The organism is Xenorhabdus beddingii, assembly GCF_002127545.1.
GTDB lineage: Bacteria > Pseudomonadota > Gammaproteobacteria > Enterobacterales > Enterobacteriaceae > Xenorhabdus > Xenorhabdus beddingii.
In genome coordinates this window covers 1-23924 of the sequence record NZ_MUBK01000003.1, presented here as the reverse complement: position 1 = coordinate 23924, position 23924 = coordinate 1, and the positions used below count along the sequence as shown (strand labels likewise).

26 protein-coding genes and 1 tRNA gene are annotated in these 23924 nt (G+C 46.1%); 7 read left to right on the top strand and 20 right to left on the bottom strand.

Annotated features, from left to right (window positions below; translation table 11 throughout):
* Positions 1–8: 8 nt before the first annotated feature.
* Positions 9–2858 carry a copper-exporting P-type ATPase CopA gene (gene copA, locus Xbed_RS02510; protein ID WP_086111378.1) on the bottom strand — a complete coding sequence of 950 codons (2850 nt, stop codon included), beginning with the start codon at positions 2856–2858 and terminating at the stop codon, positions 9–11.
* A 79-nt stretch (positions 2859–2937) separates the two neighbouring features.
* On the opposite strand from copA, the gene cueR reads away from it, so the two are divergent.
* On the top strand, positions 2938–3342 hold the full coding sequence (gene cueR / locus Xbed_RS02505; protein ID WP_086111377.1) for a Cu(I)-responsive transcriptional regulator: 405 nt from the start codon (positions 2938–2940) through the stop codon (positions 3340–3342).
* Positions 3343–3368: 26 nt separating this feature from the next.
* Here cueR and Xbed_RS02500 read toward each other — a convergent pair whose 3' ends face one another.
* From Xbed_RS02500 to Xbed_RS02485, 4 genes are all read right to left on the bottom strand, one after another.
* Positions 3369–3833, bottom strand: a complete 465-nt coding sequence (locus Xbed_RS02500) for an NfeD family protein (protein ID WP_086111376.1) — start codon at positions 3831–3833, stop codon at positions 3369–3371.
* A gap of 2 nt (positions 3834–3835) precedes the next feature.
* Positions 3836–4765 carry an SPFH domain-containing protein gene (locus Xbed_RS02495; protein WP_086111375.1) on the bottom strand — a complete coding sequence of 310 codons (930 nt, stop codon included), beginning with the start codon at positions 4763–4765 and terminating at the stop codon, positions 3836–3838.
* A gap of 48 nt (positions 4766–4813) precedes the next feature.
* Positions 4814–5692: a thioredoxin family protein gene (locus tag Xbed_RS02490; protein ID WP_086111374.1), complete on the bottom strand. Its 879-nt coding sequence runs from the start codon at positions 5690–5692 to the stop codon at positions 4814–4816.
* A 143-nt stretch (positions 5693–5835) separates the two neighbouring features.
* Positions 5836–6612 (bottom strand): SDR family oxidoreductase, encoded by a 777-nt coding sequence (locus Xbed_RS02485; RefSeq protein ID WP_086111373.1) that lies wholly within the window; start codon positions 6610–6612, stop codon positions 5836–5838.
* 286 nt (positions 6613–6898) lie between these two features.
* Here Xbed_RS02485 and Xbed_RS02480 point away from each other — a divergent pair, with 286 nt between their 5' ends.
* Entirely contained in the window at positions 6899–7576 is a 678-nt protein-coding gene (locus tag Xbed_RS02480; RefSeq protein WP_086111372.1) for a hypothetical protein, read from the top strand.
* A gap of 175 nt (positions 7577–7751) precedes the next feature.
* Here the strand turns inward: Xbed_RS02480 and tesA are convergent, their stop codons facing one another.
* The gene (tesA, locus tag Xbed_RS02475) at positions 7752–8384 is read right to left on the bottom strand and encodes a multifunctional acyl-CoA thioesterase I/protease I/lysophospholipase L1 (protein ID WP_208612182.1); all 633 of its coding nucleotides are present in this window, start codon (positions 8382–8384) and stop codon (positions 7752–7754) included.
* Between tesA and ybbA the strand changes: the two genes are divergently transcribed.
* Positions 8355–9041 (top strand): putative ABC transporter ATP-binding protein YbbA, encoded by a 687-nt coding sequence (gene ybbA, locus Xbed_RS02470; RefSeq protein ID WP_086111370.1) that lies wholly within the window; start codon positions 8355–8357, stop codon positions 9039–9041. The genes tesA and ybbA overlap by 30 nt on opposite strands.
* Positions 9038–11470, top strand: coding sequence for a putative ABC transporter permease subunit YbbP (gene ybbP / locus Xbed_RS02465; protein WP_086111369.1), 2433 nt, complete (start codon positions 9038–9040; stop codon positions 11468–11470). The genes ybbA and ybbP overlap by 4 nt, the downstream gene beginning before the upstream one ends.
* A gap of 57 nt (positions 11471–11527) precedes the next feature.
* Here the strand turns inward: ybbP and Xbed_RS02460 are convergent, their stop codons facing one another.
* Positions 11528–12805, bottom strand: a complete 1278-nt coding sequence (locus Xbed_RS02460; protein ID WP_208612178.1) for an MFS transporter — start codon at positions 12803–12805, stop codon at positions 11528–11530.
* A 131-nt stretch (positions 12806–12936) separates the two neighbouring features.
* Between Xbed_RS02460 and Xbed_RS02455 the strand changes: the two genes are divergently transcribed.
* Complete coding sequence (locus tag Xbed_RS02455; RefSeq protein ID WP_086111367.1) at positions 12937–13551, top strand: riboflavin synthase subunit alpha; 615 nt, start codon at positions 12937–12939, stop codon at positions 13549–13551.
* Positions 13552–13632: 81 nt separating this feature from the next.
* Here Xbed_RS02455 and purK read toward each other — a convergent pair whose 3' ends face one another.
* The 4 genes from purK to ppiB form a co-directional block, all read right to left on the bottom strand.
* Positions 13633–14700 (bottom strand): 5-(carboxyamino)imidazole ribonucleotide synthase, encoded by a 1068-nt coding sequence (gene purK, locus Xbed_RS02450; RefSeq protein ID WP_086111366.1) that lies wholly within the window; start codon positions 14698–14700, stop codon positions 13633–13635.
* Positions 14697–15173 (bottom strand): 5-(carboxyamino)imidazole ribonucleotide mutase, encoded by a 477-nt coding sequence (gene purE, locus Xbed_RS02445; protein WP_086111365.1) that lies wholly within the window; start codon positions 15171–15173, stop codon positions 14697–14699. The genes purK and purE overlap by 4 nt, the downstream gene beginning before the upstream one ends.
* A gap of 247 nt (positions 15174–15420) precedes the next feature.
* Positions 15421–16143, bottom strand: coding sequence for a UDP-2,3-diacylglucosamine diphosphatase (locus Xbed_RS02435; protein ID WP_086111363.1), 723 nt, complete (start codon positions 16141–16143; stop codon positions 15421–15423).
* 20 nt (positions 16144–16163) lie between these two features.
* Positions 16164–16658: a peptidylprolyl isomerase B gene (ppiB, locus tag Xbed_RS02430; protein WP_086111362.1), complete on the bottom strand. Its 495-nt coding sequence runs from the start codon at positions 16656–16658 to the stop codon at positions 16164–16166.
* 274 nt (positions 16659–16932) lie between these two features.
* Between ppiB and cysS the strand changes: the two genes are divergently transcribed.
* Complete coding sequence (gene cysS, locus Xbed_RS02425; protein ID WP_086111361.1) at positions 16933–18315, top strand: cysteine--tRNA ligase; 1383 nt, start codon at positions 16933–16935, stop codon at positions 18313–18315.
* Positions 18316–18453: 138 nt separating this feature from the next.
* Here the strand turns inward: cysS and sra are convergent, their stop codons facing one another.
* The 4 genes from sra to folD all read right to left on the bottom strand — a co-directional run bounded on the left by sra (position 18454) and on the right by folD (position 20668).
* The gene (gene sra / locus Xbed_RS02420; protein WP_086111360.1) at positions 18454–18690 is read right to left on the bottom strand and encodes a stationary-phase-induced ribosome-associated protein; all 237 of its coding nucleotides are present in this window, start codon (positions 18688–18690) and stop codon (positions 18454–18456) included.
* Positions 18691–18790: 100 nt separating this feature from the next.
* The gene (locus Xbed_RS02415) at positions 18791–19402 is read right to left on the bottom strand and encodes a hypothetical protein (protein ID WP_086111359.1); all 612 of its coding nucleotides are present in this window, start codon (positions 19400–19402) and stop codon (positions 18791–18793) included.
* Positions 19403–19580: 178 nt separating this feature from the next.
* On the bottom strand, positions 19581–19793 hold the full coding sequence (gene ybcJ / locus Xbed_RS02410) for a ribosome-associated protein YbcJ (protein ID WP_086111358.1): 213 nt from the start codon (positions 19791–19793) through the stop codon (positions 19581–19583).
* Positions 19793–20668, bottom strand: a complete 876-nt coding sequence (gene folD / locus Xbed_RS02405; RefSeq protein ID WP_086111357.1) for a bifunctional methylenetetrahydrofolate dehydrogenase/methenyltetrahydrofolate cyclohydrolase FolD — start codon at positions 20666–20668, stop codon at positions 19793–19795. The genes ybcJ and folD overlap by 1 nt, the downstream gene beginning before the upstream one ends.
* Before the next feature lie 193 nt (positions 20669–20861).
* Here folD and Xbed_RS02400 point away from each other — a divergent pair.
* Positions 20862–20938, top strand: a tRNA-Arg gene (locus tag Xbed_RS02400).
* A gap of 15 nt (positions 20939–20953) precedes the next feature.
* Here Xbed_RS02400 and Xbed_RS02395 read toward each other — a convergent pair.
* From Xbed_RS02395 to Xbed_RS02375, 5 genes are all read right to left on the bottom strand, one after another.
* Entirely contained in the window at positions 20954–22111 is a 1158-nt protein-coding gene (locus Xbed_RS02395; protein WP_244182396.1) for a tyrosine-type recombinase/integrase, read from the bottom strand.
* Positions 21994–22332, bottom strand: a complete 339-nt coding sequence (locus Xbed_RS20100) for a helix-turn-helix domain-containing protein (RefSeq protein ID WP_244182389.1) — start codon at positions 22330–22332, stop codon at positions 21994–21996. Before Xbed_RS20100 ends, Xbed_RS02395 begins: the two co-directional genes overlap by 118 nt.
* Before the next feature lie 104 nt (positions 22333–22436).
* Positions 22437–22616, bottom strand: coding sequence for a hypothetical protein (locus tag Xbed_RS02390; protein ID WP_086111355.1), 180 nt, complete (start codon positions 22614–22616; stop codon positions 22437–22439).
* On the bottom strand, positions 22613–23149 hold the full coding sequence (locus Xbed_RS02385) for a phage N-6-adenine-methyltransferase (RefSeq protein WP_086111354.1): 537 nt from the start codon (positions 23147–23149) through the stop codon (positions 22613–22615). The genes Xbed_RS02390 and Xbed_RS02385 overlap by 4 nt, the downstream gene beginning before the upstream one ends.
* A 174-nt stretch (positions 23150–23323) precedes the next feature.
* On the bottom strand, positions 23324–23924 hold a 601-nt coding region (locus Xbed_RS02375; protein ID WP_208612177.1), incomplete at its 5' end, for a hypothetical protein.

Below are 23924 nucleotides of genomic sequence, written 5' to 3'. Positions count from 1 at the left end.
ATGTGGTTTCAGGATTTCGTCTTGAAGCGCAATAACCGATTGGCATTACTGACGACAGTAATTGAAGAGAGTGCCATTGCCGCGCCTGCCACCACCGGGTTCAGTAAAGTACCGGTGAAAGGATATAAGATGCCTGCTGCGATTGGGATGCCTAAGATATTGTAGATAAAGGCGCCAAACAGGTTCTGTTTCATATTGCGTAATGTGCCTCTGGATAATTCAACCGCATCAGCGACCCCGTGAAGACTATGGCGCATCAGCGTCATTGAGGCGGTTTCAATGGCGATATCACTGCCACCTCCCATTGCAATGCCGACATCTGCTTGTGCCAATGCGGGGGCGTCATTGATGCCATCACCGATCATGGCTACTTTTTTCCCTCCTGCCTGAAGTGATTGAATGGCGGATGCCTTGCCATCAGGCAGGACACCGGCAATGACTTGATCAATCCCGGCTTCTGTGGCGATGGCATTGGCTGTGACGGGATTGTCTCCTGTCAACATGACGAGACGATAGCCTTGGTGATGCAAGCGTTGCAGGGCAGAAACGGTATCTTGACGCAAAGGATCGCGGATGGAAAACAGGGCGGCGGCTTTCCCATTAACCGCCAGAATAACCGGCGTTATTCCTTTTTCTGCCTGTGCGGCAATCAATGGTTTTAATTCTGCGGTTTCAACCTGATTTTGCTCAAGCAATTTTTGATTGCCCAATAACAAAGTGGCATCGCCAATCTCCCCCCGTATTCCCAGTCCCGTTAGAGTCCGGAATTGTTGTACTTCCGGTAACGATTGACCTTCAACCTTCTTCAAGATGGCTTTTGCCAGAGGGTGGTTCGAACCGTTTTCCAATGCACCAGCCCAGACCGAAACTTGTTCTGCGGTAAAACCATTAAAGGTATGGATTTCTGTCACTTGTGGCATACCTTCAGTCAGGGTGCCGGTTTTGTCGAAGACAATCGTATCCAGTTGGCTGGCTTGTTGCAGGGCATCAGCATCGCGCACCAGTACCCCTAACTCGGCAGCCCGTCCTACCCCAGAAATAATCGACATGGGGGTTGCCAGCCCAAGGGCACAGGGGCAGGCGATAATCAATACCGTAGTCACGATAACCAACGCATACATGATTTGTGGTGCCGGGCCGGTAAAGTACCAGATTGCGCCGGCGATCAGGGCGATGGCAACGACAACAGGCACAAATATTGATGATATTTTATCGGCCAGTTGGCCGATTTCTGGTTTACTGCTTTGTGCCTGACGGACTAATTTGATAATGCGCGCCAACGTTGTTTGGCTGCCAATGGCATTGGCGTTAAACAATACGGTTCCATCTTGAACCAGAGTTCCCGCATGAACCGTATCCCCGATTGATTTTTGTTGAGCTATCGGCTCACCGGTTAACATGGCCTCATCCAGCCAAACGGTACCCTGAATAATTTCACCATCGACAGGAACACGATCGCCCGTTGTCAGCCGTAATGTCATATTGGGTTTAACATCAGCCAGTGGCCGTGTTTTTTCGCCTTCAGGCGTGATCACACGGGCGGTCGGTGGCGTTAAATCCAATAATCGTTCAAGCGCTTTGGAAGAGCGTTGGCGGGCGCGTTGTTCCAAGGCATGACCCAGGTTGATTAAACCAATGATCATGGCACTGGCTTCATAATAAAGATGACGGGCTTGGGGGGGAAAGATTTCCGGCCACAAATTGACACTGATCGAATAGAGCCATGCTGCACCAGTACCCAGTGCCACCAGGGTATCCATCGTCGCGCTGCCGTTTTTCAGGCTCTGCCATGCATTGCGATAAAAATGCCCGCCCGCGACGATCATGACGGCCAGTGTCAGTAACCCAATCGTGAGCCAAATCGAGTGGTTTGCAGGCGTGAGGATCATATTATCCCCCATCATGCCCCAAATCATGACGGGTATCCCAACGATTAATGCAAAGGCCGATTGCCAACGGAAACGGCGCATGTTGGCTTGTGCAACGTGTTGCTGACGTTCACGGCGTTCCGTTTCATCTTGGATGATTTCGGCACCATAACCCGCCTTAATAACCGCTTCAATCAAAGCACTTGGTGATGCGCTGCCCGTCACTAACGCGCTTCTTTCCGCAAGATTGACTCTGGCGTGCTCCACACCATCAACCGATTGCAGTGCTTTTTGTACCTTGCTGACACAACTGGCACAGCTCATGCCATCCAACAATAACTGAACACTGTCATCATCAATCACCTCGTTTTTAGTGCGCGCAATGGGTGTTGTATAGGTTGGATCTGTTCTTACGGGAGACATTTTTACCGGAGCTGCTTTTATTGGGGAGGAAGGTATTGGAGAGGAAAGTGTTGGAGAGGAAAGTATTGGGGAGGAAAGTATTGGGGAGGAAAGTGTTGCCGCTGCCAAAGACTCCGGAGTTTGTGGGGCAGATGTTGCCAGCGGCTCAGTTTTTGGGAAATCTACCGCCGTGACTAATTCGGCTTGGTATCCGGCTTGTTTGACGGCATTAATTAAAATGCGGCTCTCGGCTTTACCGTAGATTTTTGCCGTTTGAGTATCGACTTCCGTCGCGATGACTCCCTCCACTGCGGCTAATGCTTTCTGTGTTTTCCCGGCACATCTCATGCAGCTTAAACCGGACAGCCGCAACTCAATATCAGGTTGCGTAGCCACAGAGGCTGCATAACCTTCGGCAACAATGGCGGCAATCAATACATCAGGTGAGACATCGCCGATAATTTTGGCATAATCCAGACTGACATCGGCTTGTTCAACAGCGGATATTTTTTCCAGCGCTTTTTTGACTCTGCCGACACAATGCATACAAGTTAAGCCTTGAAGAGCAAGAAGGGTGGTTGTGGACATAACATTATCTCCTGGTACAGGGTGATATACTTATCAATGAGGCTAAACCTTCCTGCAAGGGGAAGGTCAAGGGGAAATGATGAACATTAGTGAAATTGCCCAAAAGACCGGTTTAACCAGCAAAGCTATCCGGTTTTATGAAGAGAAAGATCTCATTACGGCCCCGGGGCGGGGGGATAATGGCTATCGCTATTACCAGCAAAAGCATATTGATGAATTGGTACTCCTGCGTCAGGCAAAAGAAGTGGGATTTACGCTGGAGGAGTGTCGTGAGTTATTGCGGCTATTTCGCAATCCCAGTCGTCATAGTGCCGATGTAAAAACAGCGACGCTGCAAAAAGTGACCGAAATAGAAAAGACGATGGTGGAATTGCAGAAGATAAAAGAAAAATTGCTGGCATTGGCGGCGGAGTGCCCGGGAGATGATGGGGCTGAGTGCCCCATCATTGAGCATTTATCCGGCTGCTGTAACCATTGTGATTAAGCATGGCTGGGGAAGCACGGTTAATGCTAAACACGGTTATGAAGAATCGGTCTCACCCTTAATGTGATCCCGTCAACGGCGATGACTTCAACTTCAGTATTGGCCGGAAGTTCCCGGTCACACTGGACGCGCCAACTGCCATCAGCCAGTTTGACCCGGCCAAAACCGTTTTCAGTCTCTGTGATTAAACGGGCACGCAGCCCAATCAACTGATGATTTTTCTGATTAAGAATTTTATCACGAGTCCGGTGTGGGCGGTGGCGTAACCAGCTACGCCATGCAATAACAGAAAGCAAGGTCAGAACGGCAAACAAAATGCCTTGCAGTTCCCAACCCATGTTAGGGAAAATCCAAGTGACTTGGGCAACAACGACGGCTGCGGTTCCTGTCCACAATAGATATCCACCCGCTCCCAGCAATTCCGCAATCAGAAGCAGTCCACCAAGACAGAGCCAGAACCAGGCTGGCTGAGTGGCGATCTGTTCAATCATGGTCATTTATCCTGTTTGCTTTTCTTGCTTTCACCAATTAATTCAGCAATACCACCAATGGCGCCCATCAAATTGCTGGCCTCAAGTGGCATCATAATGACTTTACTGTTATTGGCTGCACCAATGTGGGTGAGAGCATCCGTATATTTTTGGGCGATGAAGTAGTTAATCGCCTGCATATCGCCATTAGCAATGGCATCAGAAACCATTTTGGTCGCCCGCGCTTCGGCTTCTGCCGCACGTTCACGGGCTTCCGCCTGAAGGAAAGCCGACTGACGCTCACCTTCTGCTTTCAGGATCTGGGATTGCTTTTCCCCTTCCGCTTTCAAAATGGCGGCCTGACGAATACCTTCCGCCTCAAGAATATCTGCGCGTTTGGTACGTTCGGCTTTCATCTGGGCGTTCATCGCGGAGATTAATTCCTTGGGTGGACGCACGTCGCGGATCTCAATACGGGTGATCTTGACTCCCCAGGGGTTGGTGGCTTCATCAACGATGGTCAGCAGACGGCTGTTGATTGAATCGCGCTGGGACAGCATTTCGTCCAGTTCCATTGAACCCAGAACGGTACGGAAGTTGGTCATGGTCAGGTTAATGATGGACAATTCCAGATTACTGACTTCATAAGCCGCACGCACCGGATCGACGACTTGAATAAAGCAGACGGCATCGATGGTGACGTTCGCGTTATCGCGGGAGATGACTTCTTGCGATGGAATATCCAACACCTGTTCCATCATATTGATTTTACGGCCAATGCGATCAACAAACGGCATAATGATATGCAGACCCGGCGTCAATGTACGGGTATAGCGCCCAAAGCGTTCAACCGTCCATTGATAGCCTTGTGGGATTGTTTTTACACAGGTAAAGACGATAACGACAGCAATAATAATGAGGATCGGTACAGCACTAAAAGAGAGTAAATCCATAACAATTCCCTTAATTAGTTAATTATGGAATCTATAAAGGTTTTTTACTTAATAGAGTAAAGAGTATACATGACGACGGTACTTAGAGGCCAGTGCGTCTCCGGTGCCCAGTGTAGAGATAATATCCATCATTGTCTTCTTCACTGCGCCATCGGCGGCCGCCAGATCTTTTTTCAAAAAACCCAACAGTAATTCAAGGGCTTCTTCATTACGACTGACTTCGTGTAATTTTGACGCGAGACGAATGGCTAATTCTGCATTTTCCGGCTGGTTAGCCCATTCTTGCTGAAGTTGCCGAATCTCAGGTGAATCTGCGGCCAGTTGCTGAGATTTAACCTCTTCAACTAACACATGATAGCGTTCATCCTGCATGTCTAATGGAACGATATCCAGTATTTTTTGCGCTTCATCCAGATGATTGAGCGCAAGATGAACTTGAGCCAAGAGTAGCATGATATCCGTATCTTGAGGATTTTCCTGATGAAGTTCTTTCAATAAAGGTAATGCTTCCTGATTTTTGCCTTCAGTAAGAAGGTCATCCACTTGCTCTAACAGAGACTTTTCCTCTTGAACCAGCAGTTGGGAAAAAATGTTTCTGATGGCTTCATCTGTCTGAATGCCTTCAAAACCCTGAACAGGGCGGGCTTCCTGCACGAACAGTACCGTAGGCAAGCCACGGACACCAAATTGTGCAGCGAGATGAGGAAATTGATCGCAGTTGACGGTTGCCAGCGCAAATTGCCCTGCATATTCATGTGCAATGTTCTTAAGCGTCGTTTCTAATTCATGACAATGCAGATCCTGTGGAGACCAGAAGTAGAATACGACGAGTTGGGTGAGTGAGTGCTGAACAATTTGAGCAATATTCGATTCATCAACATTAATGATATGAGCGGTATTATCGTTTGTATTCACTGTCGGTTCCATGGGCGTTTCTCTCGGTTCGTTGCAAGGCGATTACATGAATAAATAGGGTTCGTCGGTACGTTTTTCAATATCCCTGACTTTGTTAACTTAGCTTTACCAATTTAGCTTTACCAATTTAGCTTTATCAATTTAGCTTTATCAATTTAGCTTTGCCAACGTACTATTTTGTCGAGCCACTTTTCTGGGAGTATACGACGCATCACTTTCACTGCGTGAGTCAATAATGTAACAGAATAACGTAATTTAGGATTGGGGCTTTCCAAAGCGTGAATCAGTTTCGAAACAACATCTTCAGGCGTCAGTGTGAAACGGCGGGTCAGGCTTGAATTCTCGACCGGATGCTCCTGCTGCGTTTGATTCACATTCGCGGTAAAACGGGTGTTGATTGGACCGGGTTCTATCAGGCTGACTTTGATGCCGGTTGCTGCCAGTTCTCCCCGTAAGGCATCTGACCATGCTTCGAGGGCATATTTGCTGGCCGCATAGGCACCACGACCCGGTGTTGAGAGTAAACCAAGAACAGAACTGGTCTGGACAATGCGCCCTTCGCCATAAGCGCGTATGGCTGGCAGTAATAAGCAGGTGAGTTGATGGGTGCCAAAGAAGTTAGTGGAAAACTGTTTTTCCATTTGTTCACGGGAAATGCTTTCCAACGGGCCATAAACGCCGAATCCCCCATTATTGAATAGCCCGAATAAACGGCCATGGGTTAATTCGATCACGGTTTTGGCTGCACGCTCAACACTTTCTTTATCATCTAAATCTAATTCAATGGGTTCGAATCCCAATTCACGCATATGTGCTAAGTCAGCGGACTGACGGCAAGTTGCGAGTATGCGGTAACCCCGTTGATGGAGCGTCTTGGCCGCCACTAATCCGATCCCGCTAGAACACCCTGTAATCAGAACTGCTTTTTGCATAACTTAATCCGTTTATTTATATCAAATGACGTATAGCAACTTTTGGAAACTGCGCGGGCAAAGAGCAGAAAGTGCAGTTGCGAGCGGAAAATTTGTATTTGTAGGTAGGTGAATTAATGTGTTTACATACTGAGACACATCGCCGCCCGAAAGCCGCTAAAAGCTATCACCCATTACCAAGCCCCAAGGGGAAATGCTATCAGATAGATCGAAAAAGTGTAAAATCCCATTTGATTGAGATGAACATACCAAAATTTCTTACAACAGATCGCTGAGGAGAAAGTCTATGCCATTTCATCGACCATTTAAGACCTGTGTTGAGACAGGTGATCTGATATTTGGCTTATCTCACGATAGGTTAGAATATTGGAAAAACCATCCCCTATTTTCTCCGTTTTCGGCCCCGAATATCACGCGGAGTATTGATCAGTTTTCATTAAATAGGAATGAAATCGAAATCCAGCAGAGCTTTGGTAAAAAAATTCCTTTAATGCAAAGATCTTTTGAAGAAGCGACAAGAAATCACCCTAAATACAGCGCCATATTAGACCCTAAAATAAATTATTATGTTGATTCAAAAAAACAACGCGTGATGTACCATCCTAAAGTGGTCAATCGAAAATGTAAGGCCGGGTTATTCTGGATGAGTCATTCCTCATCTAATGCGTGTATTCATTTTATTTTGGATAGCATTAATATGGAACATGTTGTTATTAAATATTATGAAAAACAGACAGATATAAAATATTCTGTCACAGGGAGCGAGTTGAGGTGGATCTATCGCAATAGGCGCGATTTAAAAGTTCAGGCCAGTGTTCAATTCTGGCGAAATAAGGAACCCGTTTCCGCCCCCTGGGAAGAAGGAGAATATGTTGAACTATGGCGACAATATCACCCAAAATCTGAAAATTTAGTCACTGAGACGGTCGAATTGGAATATATCGAAATGGTCACCACGGTTTAGCTAATCAGCATTTCGGCCGGAAAAAATTCTCAATCCGGCCACTGATTTAATCTTCGAACCACTGAATTAACCTTCGGGTCACATCCAATAATAAACCTTGTTTTTACATAACTTTACCCGTTTACCTGCATTAATTTATGGAAATAAATGCGTTACTATTGGGAAAGACGGTTGTTTAAGCATGGTTGATATAAGCCGAAAGTTTATTGGACACCCAATCAGCAATAAAGGGCTGTGCGGCTTGATTGGGATGCAGTCCATCCTCTTGCATCCACTCTGGTTTGGTCGCAACGTGTTCCATGAAAAACGGCAGCAGAGGAATGTGGTTACGTTCAGCAAGCGCAGGATACATTCTCGCAAAGGAGTCGGTATAACGTTTTCCATAATTAGGTGAAATCCGAATTTGCATTAATAAAGGCTGCGCACCGGATTGTTTGATCAAAGTAATGCTCTGTTGCAAATCTTGTTCTATGTTTTGAATGGGAAAACCACGCAGTCCATCATTCGCGCCAAGTTCGATTAAAACCCACTTTGGATTGTGCTGTTTCAGCAATTCAGGCAGACGTTCAACCCCCTGTGCCGCAGTATTGCCGCTGATGCTGCCGTTAACGACAACGGTTTTCTTGTCGGCTTGTTGCCATTGTTTTGTCATCAGTGCAGGCCATGAATGCTCAACAGGCAGGCGATATCCGGCACTGAGGCTATCACCCAGTATCAGCAGGGTATCAGCAGCCGTTGCTCTGGCGCTGCACAGAATCAACAATAAAAGGAAAAGTACATGGCGGTAGAAAGCATTCTTGAAGTTCATCATCTCATTAAACATGTCGGTCAAGGGGAACAGGTAATTAATATATTGCAAGGTATTGAGTTGGTTGTCGAGCCAGCACAGACAATTGCATTAATTGGTGAGTCAGGGTCGGGTAAATCAACGCTGCTGGGAATTATTGCCGGGTTGGATGATGGCAGTGAGGGCGACGTTCACTTGTTAGGGCAGAATATCAGCCGGATGAATGAAGAGCAGCGGGCGCAGTTGCGGGCGGAAAATGTGGGTTTTGTTTTCCAGTCGTTTATGCTGATCCCGACCCTGAACGCGCTGGAGAATGTTCAGCTTCCGGCCTTGTTGCGTGGTGAGTCGGAAAATCAAAGCCGCCAGCAAGCCATCGAATTACTTGAACAACTCGGGTTGGGAAAACGCCTGAAACACATGCCCGCCCAGCTTTCAGGCGGGGAACAGCAGCGGGTGGCCTTGGCTCGCGCATTCTGCACCCGCCCCAAAATTTTGTTTGCCGATGAACCCACCGGCAACCTTGATCGTCAGACAGGCGATCGCATCGCTGATTTATTATTTTCCCTCAATCATGATTACGCGACGACATTGATTTTAGTGACTCATGACAGCCAACTCGCTGCCCGTTGCCAGCGTCGTTTACGCCTGGTGGATGGCAAATTGCGGGAGGAAGCATGATTTGGCGCTGGTTTTGGCGTGAATGGCGTACACCCTCCCTGCTGATTGTTTGGCTGTCCCTGACGTTGGCCGTGGCGTGTGTGCTGGCATTGGGGCGCATCAGTGATCGCATTGATCAGAGTGTCCATTATCAAAGCCGGGACTTTCTGGCCGGCGATCTGGTTTTAAGGGCTTCATACCCTGTTGATGAAACCTGGCTGAAAAAAGCACAGGCACAAGGGTTGACACTGAGTCGTCAGATCTCATTTTCGACCATGACATATGCGGGAGATATTCCGCAATTGGCTCAGGTAAAAGCCGCAGATGAACGTTATCCGCTGTATGGGGAGCTGGAAACCCATCCGCGAGGATTAAAACCGGAACGAGGCTCTGTGCTGGTGGCTCCCCGGCTACTGGCATTATTGGGGGTCGAAGTTGGTGATCGCCTTGAGGTGGGAGATACCACGTTGAAAATCAGTGGAGAACTGCTGCAAGAACCTGATAGCGGTTTCAGCCCGTTCCAGATTTCTCCCCGAATTTTAATCAATATTGAAGATGCCGGGGCGACCGGGGCAATCCAACCGGGTAGTCGCTTGACTTACCGCTATATGTTTACGGGATCGCCAACGGCTCTCCAAGACTTTCAGCAATTTGTTGATCCGCAATTAAAAGCCGATCAACGCTGGTTAACCTTGAAACAGGACAATAGTGCATTAGCACAATCCATTGAGCGCGCCCAGCAATTTTTACTCCTGTCAGCCTTGTTGACATTATTGCTCGCCGTGGCTGCGATGGCGGTTTCTATGGCTCATTATTGCCGTAGCCGACATAATTTGATTGCTATCCTGAAAACGTTGGGAGCCGGGCGTTGGGCCTTGCGGCAGTGGATTATTGGGCAATGGTTGGTGATATTGCTGGCCGCGATTGCGGTGGGTTCCACTTTGGGCTTGGTTTTTGAATCCGCATTGATTCAAATTTTGGCAGAAATGTTGCCCAAGATGTTACCGGAAGCGGGAATGTGGCCCTGGGTATGGGCGGTGGGTGCGCTGTTCGGCATGACTTTATTGGTGGGAATTCGCCCTTATCGTCAATTGATGGCGACTCAACCTTCACGCGTATTGAGAAGTGATGTTACCGCGACTCTCTGGCCATTGCGCTACTACCTGCCGGCGGTCGCCTTGATGGTGACGGGAGGGTTGGTCGCACTGGCTGGCACTCAGCCGCTGTTATGGTCATTATTGGCGGGTGTACCGATCGTGGCACTGCTGTTGGCACTCTTGGGGTGGGGCGGGTTGTGGGTATTGCGCCGCGTGACCTTCAGCCAGTTAAGTCTACGTTTGGCGGTGAACCGTCTGCTGTGTCGCCCATATCAGACCATGACACAATTGGCGGCATTTTCCCTGTCCTTTATGCTGTTGGCCTTGCTTGTGATGGCAAGGGGGGATTTGTTGAATCAATGGCAGAAACAATTACCGCCTGATAGTCCGAATTATTTCCTGCTGAACATCACGCAACCACAAATTGTCCAAGTCAATGATCTACTGGCAAAGTATCAGGTGAAACCCACTGAGTTTTATCCAGTGGTGCTGGCGCGTTTGACGGAAGTGAATGGACAGTCCGCCATTAAATGGGCGGATGAAAGGCAGCCTAACAGTACAACGGTGCGGCGGGAGCTGAATTTAACCTGGAAATCAGAATTACCGCCTTTTAATACCCTCGTTGAGGGAACGTGGCCACCCAAGCCCAATGAAGTTTCCATGGAACAGGGCGTTGCTGAACGGCTGCAAATCACGGTAGGGGATAAACTCTCATTTACGGGCGATACCCGAACATTTCAGGCCACGGTAAGCAGCATTCGTAAAGTGGATTGGGAAAGCGTGAATCCGAATTTCTTTTTTATCTTCGCCAAAGAGACGTTGGAAAATCAGCCTGCGATGTGGCTGACCAGCTTCCATTATGAAGGTGACGGGCGATTGCTGACAGAAATTAATCGGCATTTCCCGACGATCAGCGTGTTGGATATTGGGTCAATCATCAAACAGATCCAAGGCATCTTGCAGCAAGTCAGCAAGGCATTGGAAATCATGGTTGTTCTGGTGATGATTTGTGGTGCACTGCTATTACTGGCACAAATTCAGGTCGGTATGAGCCAGCGTCAGCTTGAATTGGTGGTATACCGCACATTGGGAGCGAGCAAGAAACTTCTGCGTCGCACGTTATGGAGTGAATTTGCTTTGCTTGGGTTTATGGCCGGGTTAGCTGCGGCAGTTGGGGCAGAAATCGCACTTTGGTTATTGCAGACCCAAGTCTTTCATTTCCCATGGCAACCGCAATGGCAAATGTGGCTGTTACTTCCTATCATCAGTAGCCTGCTGCTGTCATTATGCGGTGGGTGGTTGGGGATCCGGTTATTGCGGGGGCAAGGGCAGTACCGACGCTTACCGGAGTAAGCTAAAACAGGGGGAAGGTTTTTCCCCCTGATCTAATATAGAGTCTAATAGTAACCCTTATTCAATAAACGGAGTCTCTTCGACTGACCGCGTTTTCATTTTCTGAGCAGGTGGCTTCATCATCAAAGTGACAGCAAGAACAACAACAACGGGGATAGCAATAATCAGGAACGCCGAGGTGAAACTGCCTGAGTAATCCTTAATGGCACCGGCAAAAAAAGGCGCCAGACAAGCCAGCGTGGAGATCAGGTTCATGATTGCAAACAGTTCCAGATAAGGCTTCCGCCCAAAATAGTTAGCCAGCAATACACTGGATGCGAGGAACGTCATTCCGTAACCCATGCCGACAAACAGGGTGAATGCCAGCAAAAAGGGCCATGAAGACGCGATACTCAGTGCAATCAAACCCAAAATGATGATGCCCAGACTGCCAACCAATAATTTTTTGGGATCGACCCATTCCCCGACAGCACCACCGGCCAAGCGGGAAAACGCATTGATAAAGGCCATCGTACTCAGCAGCCCTGCGGCGATGGCTTCACTGAAACCATTTTCGATAATATGGGCAACGGCAAAGCTATTGACCGTAATACCGCACCATAAAAACGCGGTGTAAGTTGCGGCAATCACATAGAATTGCCATGTCCGCAATGCCTGATGTGCGGTCCAGCGCTGTCTGGTGCGATAAATACTGGAAGTATCCTGACTGTTATGTTTTTGATTCACGGCCTTGGCATGGGCAATTTCCCGCTTTCCTTCCTGAAGGGTAATGATTGTCAGGATAACGAAAATGGTGAGCACGATAGCGGAAATCATCCAGTGCATCCGCCACGTTCCCCAAACCCGGGTGGCCAGAAAATAGATCCACGGGCCAATAACGCCTCCCAAGCCCCCTATCGTGAAATAAAAGCCAAAAGCCAGGGACTGTTTTTCATATAACCGTGAGATCACATAAGTGCCCGGCACGGTCGCCAAAAAGGTAAAACCGACACCGATTAACGCGGTGCCGATAAAATAGGATGAAATGGCATGGGTATGATAAAGATGGTAGAAACCGGTCAGAAAAATCAGCAGGCCAATGAACAGCGTGAACCTAACGCCAATTTTACGAATAAATATTGTTGGCAGAAAACTGGATAGCCCGCAAGTCAGGCCAAGCAGTGTGAACCCTAAACCCGCATTCGTCCAGCTCCAGCCCAGCTCATGGATCATGCTGGGCAAGACAACACCCAATGACGTAAAGGTCGTTGCTGTGGATAAAAAATAAACCATGCCTAAAAGTATCAGCAAAGACCACTGATAAGTACGCCCGAATTTGTCGTGTTGAATGGACATTGTGACCCCATTAAGGATATAAACCATTAAAAACGGGACTATCTTAAGTGTTTATTACAAAAAGCTGTATCGAATAAACACACCATAGCTAAATTGATCCGTGCGAAAGCCGGGTGGAAAAGAGGATAATCATGTATACAGGCATTGTACAAGGTAAAGAGAGTGTATTATCACTCAATAAAAATAACGGGTTCAGTACACTGATTGTCAGCAATCATAACCATTTTTTTACTGATGTGACTGTCGGAGCCAGTGTCGCTATTGATGGCACCTGCCTGACGGTGACTCAATTTAATGACGATAACGTTGCTTTTGATATTTCCGATTTTACTACGGATACCACCACGCTAAAGTTTCTCGCCATGGGTGATGAAGTCAATATTGAACGCTCACACCAGATGAATAAAGAAAATGGCGGGCACAGTCTTTATGGGCACATGGAGGGGATGGCGGAAGTGGTCGAGTTTACCGCAACAGGTGAAACTTATCGGCTGGTTATCCGTATTCCTCAAGACAATATTCAATATTTTTTCCTGAGAGGTTTCATTGGACTCCACGGTTGTAGTTTAACCATCAACGGCATTGATGAAGAAAATAAAACGATTGCTTTAAACCTAATCCCGGAAACATTACGCATGACCAATCTCGGCAAAATTAAGGTCGGCGATTTCCTCAATTATGAAATAGACCAAACGACAAGAACCATTGTGGATACATTATCCCGAACGTTATCAAGAAGGTCATAATAGTTGACCGGATCGGAATGGGAAGTGGTCGCTTATTTTTAAGCATGACCACTTCCTTGCGCTGGCTATCTAAATAACCGATCAACTTAATTTATCTTGTGCCCATTGAAGACTGCTTTGATATTCTGTTGGCAAGAGTGAAGCTAATGTTTGCAGCGTCTTTTTCAATGTTTCCTTATCCGCGTGAGTCACATTTAAGTGACCGACCTTACGAACTGGACGCACTTCTTTTTCATACCAATGTAAACGAACCAAGGGCAAACTGAGCCATGCTGGGTTTATCTCGGTACCGATCAGATTGACCATAACGGATGGCGCATAGATTTTTGGTTGGGGCATGGGGAGATCCAAAATGGCCCGCAAGTGCAGCTCAAATTGGCTGATGGAAGCGCCATTTTGTGTCCAGTGACCGCTATTATGTACCCGGGGAGCCAATTCGTTGATCAACAAATTATCACCAACAATAAAGCATTCCATCGCCATCACACCGATATAATCCAGATGATCCATGATGGCGGTCAGCATTTTTTCTGCTTGTTGCTGTAATCTTTTGTCCGTATCGGGTAAGGCCACACTGGTGCGTAAGATGCCTTCCTGATGCAGATTGTGAGTCAGGGTATAAAATACCGATTCCCCTTGGGCATTCCGGGCACCCACCAGAGAAACTTCCCCTGAAAACACAATGCCCTGTTCTACAATGGATTCGCCATAAATCTCAGGTGGCAATTCTGTTTCATCACCCGGTCGGATACGCCATTGACCACGCCCATCGTAGCCGCCTGTCCGGCGCTTAACGATAATGAAATCCCCTAATTCAGCAAACAGTTGTGGCCATTGGCTGGGATCAGAAAGCAGTTTCCACGGTGCTGTCGCCAAGCCCAGCGTATCCATGAGCTGTTTTTGTGGCAGGCGATCGGCCAGTTGCGGGAAAATATCGCGGTTGATAAACGCCTTATGATGAGCCAGCTCACGGGTTAACGGGGTCTCCGGCCAACGTTCGATTTCTGCGGTGATAACACTGCTCTGATAAGGGACGGCTTCCGGCTCTGCATCCAACCCAACAGGATAAACCGCAATCCCCAGCGGTTCACCGGCCTGACGCAGCATTCGACCCAACTGACCATTACCCAATACACAAACCGGTTTCATGCATCCTCCCGTGGATCAGGATTATCCAAAACATCCTGTGTCTGTGCCTGACGCCAGTCTGACAGACGTTGAAAGATTTCCCCGTCATGCAAAGCCAGCACCTGAGCGGCCAGTAATGCCGCGTTTGCCGCTCCTGCCTTGCCAATTGCCAGTGTGCCAACAGGGATACCCTTTGGCATCTGGACGATAGAATACAGGCTATCAACCCCACTCAGCGCCGCACTTTGTACCGGAACCCCAAATACAGGCACTAAGGTTTTGGCTGCCAACATGCCCGGTAAATGGGCTGCACCACCTGCACCCGCAATAATGACATCAAAACCGTTTTCTTTGGCCTGTTCGGCGAAATGAAACAGTTTGTCGGGCGTTCGGTGTGCCGAAACAATTTCAACATGGAAAGGAATATCCAGAGAAGTCAGAATATCGGCTGCATGTTGCATGGTCGCCCAATCACTTTTTGAACCCATGACCATGGCAATCTTGGCGTGGTACTGCGTCTCTTTTGTTGTGGAAATAATAGCGGTTGCAGAAATAGTCGCTGTTGTTGAAGTCACAGCGGATGTGGGATCAGAGCTGGCCGTCATAAATCAGATGCTCCTGTATTGGGTGTCTACCAGAACAAAGATGATGTTTAAGGCGATGGATCATATCACGCGAATTGCACAAGGAAAACGTTTGCGTTACTTGATTGGTCTATTTTTCCAAAATAAATAAGGGGATTCAAAACGGGAAGGAGATCAACTCAATGGACGTTTCTGTTACCTTGAACATTGAACCTTGATGATGCCATGCCCCTAACACACCACGACGCACCGTTTTATCACCCATGTGAACATCATGGATTGCAGGACGATGGGTATGCCCGTGGATCATCCAATCAGCCTGATATTTTTCAAAATGTTCAATCACGGCTTGTTGATTGACATCCATGATCAATTCAGACTTCTGACGGTTGGCGTATTGGCTGCCAGCCCGCATTTTGGCCGCAATTTTCAACCTGATAAACAAAGGAAGAAGCAAGAACAGGCGTTGTATCCACGGAGTATGTACCCGCTGACGATACTGCTGATAACCGATGTCATCAGTGCATAGTGTATCGCCATGCAGGATCAGGATCCGCTTACCATACAATTCCAGCACTTTTTCCTGTGGCAGCAGGATCAGACCACTTTCTCTGGCAAAGCGGGAACCCAGCAGAAAATCACGATTACCGTGAATGAAATAGCAGGGAATGCCTTTTTGTTGGAGTTCATTGAGTGCCTGGGCGATTTTAGTGTGCAGTGGATTTGGGTCATCATCCCCAATCCAGTAATCAAAAAAATCACCAAGGATATATAAACTTTCAGCATGGACCGCATCTTCACGCAAAAAACGCAGAAAACCGGCAGTTATTGCCGGTTCTTGCTCACTGAGATGCAAATCTGCAATTAACAGTGTATTCATGTAACGATTAACTATTCGCTTTATTCGCTGACAGTAACACGTTCAATGATCACATCTTCATGGGGTACATCTTGATGCATCCCGCTGCGGCCGGTGGAAACGCTTTTGATCTTATCAACCACGTCCATGCCTTCAACGACTTCAGCGAAGACGCAATAACCCCATCCATCAGGACGTTCTGAACGGAAGTTCAGGAAATCGTTATCAACAACGTTAATGAAGAATTGGGCAGTGGCAGAATGTGGATCATTGGTACGCGCCATGGCGAGAGTGCCACGGCCGTTTTTCAGGCCATTGTTGGCTTCGTTCTTGATAGGATCTTGAGTGACTTTCTGTTTCATGCCAGGTTCAAAACCACCGCCTTGGATCATGAAGCCATTGATCACACGGTGAAAAATGGTGTTGTCATAAAAGCCTTCAGAACAGTACTTTAAGAAGTTCTCAACAGTTACAGGCGCTTTATCCGCGAAAGTGTTGATTACGATATCGCCAAAGTTGGTGTGGAAAGTCACCATAATAGAAATCCTGATAATAGTTTTGATTGACCCTGTATTTTAGGGGATTCGGAACAACCGCTGTTATATCATATATGAGATTTTGAGTCAGTACCCTGGAACCGCATCAGAACCCGGTGTTTTGCGGTACTTGCAAAGCACGGCATATCAAGGTGAAATACCTTATCTGGCTTCTGTGCATTCTGATTTATTTATATCGCTGATAAAGAAGCCTATAATCAGCGAATTCACTCGATTTTATACACGTACATCAATTTTTACGGAAAACCCCCTGATGCTAAAAATTTTCAATACTCTCAGCCGCCAAAAAGAAGAATTTAAGCCGATTCATGAAGGGAAAGTGGGCATGTACGTGTGTGGCATTACCATTTATGATCTGTGTCATATTGGTCACGGCAGAACGTTTGTTGCATTTGATGCGATTGCCCGCTATCTGCGTTATCTGGGTTACGATCTCACCTATGTCCGCAATGTCACTGATGTGGATGATAAAATTATTAAACGTGCCATTGAAAATAATGAAAGCTGTGATGATCTGACCACCCGTATGCTGGCAGAAATGCACAGCGACTTTGATGCCCTGAATATTCTGCGTCCGGATTCAGAACCTCGTGCAACCCAACATATCCCGGAAATCATTGCAATCACGGCAGAGCTGATTAAACGAGGACACGCTTATATTGCCGCTAATGGCGATGTCATGTTCTCCATTGACACCAATCCTGATTACGGTTTGCTTTCCCGTCAGGATTTGGAGCAATTACAGGCTGGCGCCCGTGTTGAAGTGGCAGAGGTAAAACGCAATCCAATGGATTTTGTGTTATGGAAAATGTCCAAGCCGGGTGAGCCGAGCTGGGAATCACCGTGGGGCGCGGGTCGTCCGGGCTGGCATATTGAATGTTCTGCCATGAACGGTAAAGCGCTTGGGCATCATTTTGACATTCACGGTGGCGGTTCTGATTTAATGTTCCCGCACCATGAAAATGAAATTGCGCAATCCACTTGTGCCCATGATGGCCCTTACGTCAATTACTGGATGCACTCTGGTATGGTCATGGTGGATAAAGAGAAAATGTCCAAGTCTTTGAACAACTTCTTTACTATCCGTGACGTACTGGAATATTACGATGCTGAAACCGTCCGTTATTTCTTGCTGTCCGGTCACTATCGCAGCCAATTGAACTATACCGAAGAAAACCTGAAACAGGCGCGGACTTCCCTTGAGCGTCTATATACTTCCCTGCGTGGTACGGATAAATCCGCGCAACCTGCGGGTGGAGAAGCATTTGAAGCGCGTTTTACTGAAGCGATGAACGATGATTTTAATACACCGGAAGCGTATTCAGTCCTGTTTGAGATGGTGCGTGAGCTTAACCGTCTGAAAGTCGAAGACATTGCTGCGGCGAATGGCCTGGCGGCTGAACTGCGTAAGCTGGCGGGCATTCTCGGCCTTTTGGAACAAGATCCAGAACAGTTTTTGCAGGGCGGGGTGCAGGCTGACGATGACGCAGCTCACATTGAAGCACTTATCAAACAGCGTAATGATGCTCGTAAAAACAAAGAATGGGCATTGGCAGATGCGGCGCGTAACCAGTTGAACGAAATGGGCATTGAGTTGGAAGATGGCCCACAGGGAACAACCTGGCGTCGTAAGTAATCGATTTTGATGGGCATATCTCTCAGAACCGCCCTTTAGATGGGCGGTTCACTTTTTACTGAATGGGTTTTATTAACCTTACGCTTTTATCGCGATATTTTTAATTGTCATACATAAGAGGAATAAAAATCGGCAGACTTATCGCCGGGTATTGATATATTCAGGATAGAAAGCCTTTACAGCGTGATAAGTGACTTTCCCAGCAACCGCGTCCCGTTTCATGGCAACAAAAGGAGAATGACTCAGAGGTTCTGGTACTTGATGTGTATTATCACCGGAAGCAAGATTGAGAAGAGAAACTGTTACCCTACGTTTAGAATTACTTAATGTATAAGACATACCTAACAACCTTCTTGCAGCTCTATTACTTAACATAATTAACTCCGTTTCAGTTGTACATAAGCCTCTCAGTATAGCAACTTATTAGAAAATCAAAACATTGTTGGCATGATTGTTTATCAGGATATCGTCAGTGTCACATATTTTGCGGATAAAACCAGACAAATCTACTGTCAGAAACATCGATATCATGCTGCCTATTATTATCTACCCGTATTTTTGCCGTGGGGTCTTTATGAATTATATAACGATTGTTTAGATATTTTTGAGAAATGAAAGGGAAAGTTATAGTGCTTTGTCCCATTAGTGCTTTGACAGGTTTATTGGTGAGGTTGGCAAGTTCTTGGGCGAAACCTGTTCTTCCTAGATGACAACAACAAAGCCTGATACTATTAATATTATACTTATTTAATAGCTTCACTATGCTATCAAATAACTGTTGTGGCATCAGGCGAGGATAACGGGGTTTACATTTTATACAACTGGAATAGGTGTTCTTGTGTCGATTACCGTGTCCGACAATATTGAGTCTTATAGGTGATTCATGTTTAGGAATATCAAGAAAATATTGAATTCCATTCTCGAATTGTTGCAATTCCACACTTAGGTTTTTCCAATTTAATATTTCTCTTGGATTGACTCTTGGGTTTATTCTTGAATTGGCGTTTGTTGGATCGATGATTGGATTTCTCTTTATTTTTCCTAATGAATCATATTCAACGTCAACAAGATGATGATATCTGCCCATAATATTTACCTTACTATTAACATCGTATTATTTGATGTTTATACTTCACTTTTTATTATTTCATATAGTTTGGTGATAAAAATAATTAATTTCTGTTTATAAAATAAAATAAAAGAACAGTACCTTAAATGTATAAACGTATAAGGCACTGTTTTTCGGAAGGCACTAGTGGTGCGGATTACTCTTCTACGCGAACGGACTCGCCATTAAAAGAAACAACTTTGCCGGCAGTAATTTTGCAGCGTTTGCGGGTTTCAGGTTGGTTATCAACCTGTACTAAACCTTCTGCAATCACAGCCTTCGCTGCGGCACCACTTTCGCACCACCCTTGCAACTTCAACAAATCACACAGTTCGACATAAGGGTGGCTCTCTAAATAAAAATTTTCCATCAGTATCCTTCAGTTGTATCTACATCATGATATTCCTCGCATGCCTGCAAGGTATTTTGAATCAATGTCGCGACCGTCATGGGACCGACGCCGCCAGGAACCGGGGAGATCCAGCCGGCGCGTTCGGATGCGTTATCGAAATCTACATCGCCAATGACTTTGCCATTCTCCAATCGATTGATGCCAACATCAATCACAATCGCGCCAGGTTTAATCCACTCACCGGGAATAAAATTCGGCTTACCGACAGCAACAACCAATAAATCTGCTTGCTCAACATGCTGACGCAAATTTTTGGTAAAACGATGCGTTACCGTAGTTGTACAGCCAGCCAGCAATAACTCAAGGCTCATTGGACGCCCGACGATATTGGAGGCACCGATAATAACCGCATTTAGCCCATAAGTATTGATATTACAGCGCTCAAGCAGCGTCACAATGCCACGGGGAGTGCAGGGACGTAATTTAGGGGCACGTTGACACAGACGGCCGATATTATAGGGATGGAAACCATCCACATCCTTATCGGGATGAATACGTTCCAGTACTTTGACATTATCAATGCCGGCAGGTAAGGGAAGTTGGACCAAAATACCATCGATTTCTGTATCGGCGTTCAGATTATCTATCAAGGAGAGTAATTCGGCTTCGCTGGTGATATCAGGTAGGTCATAAGAGCGGGACATAAAACCGACTTCTTCACAGGCACGGCGCTTGCTTGCGACATAAATCTGAGAAGCCGGATTTTCTCCCACTAAAACGACGGCAAGACCCGGCGCTCGTTTTCCAGCCTCAACACGCTGCCTGACTTTTTCTGCAACTTCGTTTCTGATTGTCTGCGCAATCGTTTTCCCATCAATAATTTTTGCTGACATGTATTTAAGATTCCATCATCAAGTATAGGAATGGGGACTATTTTGTCAGAACATAAACCATCTGTCAGTTTTATTGATAGCTATAAAATGAACATATGAGCGAAAAGGCCATTGACTCATTCCATTATGCCCGTATAATCCGCTCCTGCATCAACGAATTAATGATGTTTCTTACTCTGCATAGCATAATAATGCGCCCTTAGCTCAGCTGGATAGAGCAACGGCCTTCTAAGCCGTAGGTCACAGGTTCGAATCCTGTAGGGCGTACCATTTAAAATCAATTAGTTACGCTATTCTTAGACCTGCTTGATTTTTCCCTTGTGTCGTATTTGTGTCGTTACCTTCAAAAAGTACATCAATTTTGCAAGCGTGCTCGCTTAAATGGTTAGGTGCCAAGTGCGCATACCTTCTAACCATTTCTATGCTTTCCCATCCCCCCATTTCTTGCAGTGCCGATAACGGAACGCCCGACTGAATTAGCCAGCTCGCCCATGTGTGGCGTAGGTCATGAAAGCGGAAATCTTCTATCCCTGCTTTCTTAAGGCCAATATTCCAGGCACTATTATCATCAACCCTCATCTTTCTCACTGCCGGAGTTAATGTTCCATCTGGTCGGTGCTTGGCTTTGGTGTGCACAAATACCCACCTTGAGTGTCTGCCTATCTGATCTCGTAACACCCGGCATGCGGTATCATTCAGAGCTATACCTATCGCTTTCCCTGCTTTTGCGTTCTCTGGATTTATCCATGCTACTTTTCTTTGCATATCGACCTGTTGCCACTCCAGATCGATGATATTGGAACGCCGCAGCCCTGTTGCTAAGGCAAAGGTAACAATTGGCTTTATACTTTCAGGCATACATTCGATGAGTCTGGCTGCTTCATCTTTTGTCAGCCATCTTATACGCTTACTTACTGGCTTCTTAGTTTTGATAACAAGCGCTGATTTAATCCAGTTCCACTCATTAGCGGCCGCCCTTAACAGCGATCTGATGAATGATAAATGCTGGCTTTTCGTTGCCTGACTAACTGGAATAGCCTCGTATATAGGAGGCTTTTCCCCTTTCTTTAGCGCTGCGTCTCTTTTGCTCTCCCAAACTTGATAATGTTTACGATTCTTCATATTTGAAACAACACCGTAAATTTCATCTGCTGTTATTGTGGAAATAACTCGACCTGAAAAGTGCTGTAGGAAAAATTCAATCTTCGTTTTGTCGTCATCAAGTGATCTTTTATGCTCTTTTTCCCTAAGCCAGCGAATACAACACTCTTCAAATGTACGAGTTGGCAGATCATCAAGTTGGTCAACTCTCCAAGCCTCAGCCCTTAACTTGTCATACAGCTCCTGCGCTTGCTTTTTGTCCCTCGTGCCAAGAGATTTCCTAACTCTCTTTCCTGACGGTGTAAAGAAATGACAGTGCCATATTCCGTTTCTTTGGGTGATTGACATGATTTACCTCCATTACGATCACCCTTGCTCGCTCCATGAGTTTGCATCGGGCTTTTAATATAAGCAAGAACAGCCGACTTAGTTGTTTTATATCCCTTGCCGATTAGTTTACCGTCTATAACGCCTGTGGCTATCAAGTTAGCTACAGTTCTTGATGAAACTTTAATCTCTTTAGCTGCCTTTTTTGTATCCCAAATTTCATCTTCAATATTCATTTTTAATTTCCTTTAATCATGCCTAATTGAGATATTTTTAATAGTCAGTCCTTATATTCAGGCATTCCCTTGCCACCGTCCTCCTTGCGTTCTCGTATGACTGGTTATTCATCGGTGATAATGGTTTTTATTTCCGATTCGGGAAACTCCATTATTTCCAGACCAGAGACAACGCAGTCTGTTATAAAATCAGATAGCATTTGGTCAGAGACTTTTTTGCCGGGGTTGGAATGTTTTTCCGCCATGGTTCTGGATATTTCAATTGTTATTTTTGGTGTGCTCATGCTATTTTCCTTATTTGTTCGTTTCCGATGCCAATTAAATAGTCTCGGTCTACAGTGGTTATTATCTTGCGTGGGTTGGTGAATGGATTCCAGATTAACAATAGTGAACCTTTTGTATTATTCTTACCTTTGATTTCCCGTTCCGCTGGTACAAATTGAATCCTGCCACCTGTTATTAATCTGACCTCATCTACAGTTTCCATTGCCAATTTAAACCAGCCTACAGCAATGTCAGCGGGAACCAGCATTACTATTGACTGGCATTGTATCCTGCTCTCAATGGCGGCTTTTTCTACCCATGGCGTAATATTGGAATACGGTGGGTTGCAGAAAATAGAACCGTAACTATCCCAGTCACATTCCAGTGCATTATCTCGTTCCGTGAGATAATGTGCGCACAGGGTATTTTGAGCATTGGCGGCTGCATCCAGATAAAAACCAAATTCTAAATCGAGCGCCAAAAATAATGGCAGTGGAGTTTGCCAGAGGTCTTTTAATTCTGGCGGGGTATTACTGCCTCTGAAATCGCTCATAATCCTCCCCGCACTCCCGACTACAAAATGCCCCGTGTGTTGCTGGCTCAGTTTCACACCACCTACATTTACCGTTGATACTGGTTAGTACTGGTTGCCGGTTCTGGAGGGCATGAGATACCATTAGCTCAACGGTATCGTTAGCTGCATCGATAATGTCCATAATGGTTCTCGTTATTTGTTTGGGTGACGGTATAGGGGGATGATATTCCTAACACTATATTTTATGGAGTCTACATCTGATTTGTAATCTGATATATTACGCCACCAATGCCCTGATTCTTTATCTAGGCACTCAAATTGCCACGCCACAGGCTCCATATTTTCATATTCAGCGAGTTTCTTGCCGGACTCTTCCAATGACTTTTTAATTTTTTCGGCGGACGGAGTTTCGGAACGAATAATTTCTAGCGCTTTGGTTGTACCTACTTCATTTTCCATTCGATTATTAAACCAGCCACCTAAATCACTGGCATTATTTTTTGCCTCAGATAGTAGATCTTCCTCTGCCCAATCTAAAAGACCTTCCATCCAAGCCATCGCCTCTTCTTTATCTCCTTTCTCCAGCAAATAAAGGGCAATTGAATTAACTAGCAACAATCTTTCTATTATCCATGAATTAGACAATTCCATTGCTGCTTTAATTTGTAGTTTCTCAATTTCATTCGCCATATCAATAACATCATTGCTCATTTCTGTTCTCCTGATTCGCTTCCATCCCGCTTGAAATGCTTCCCAATAATTCTGAGCAGGTATATTGAAATATTTTCCATCG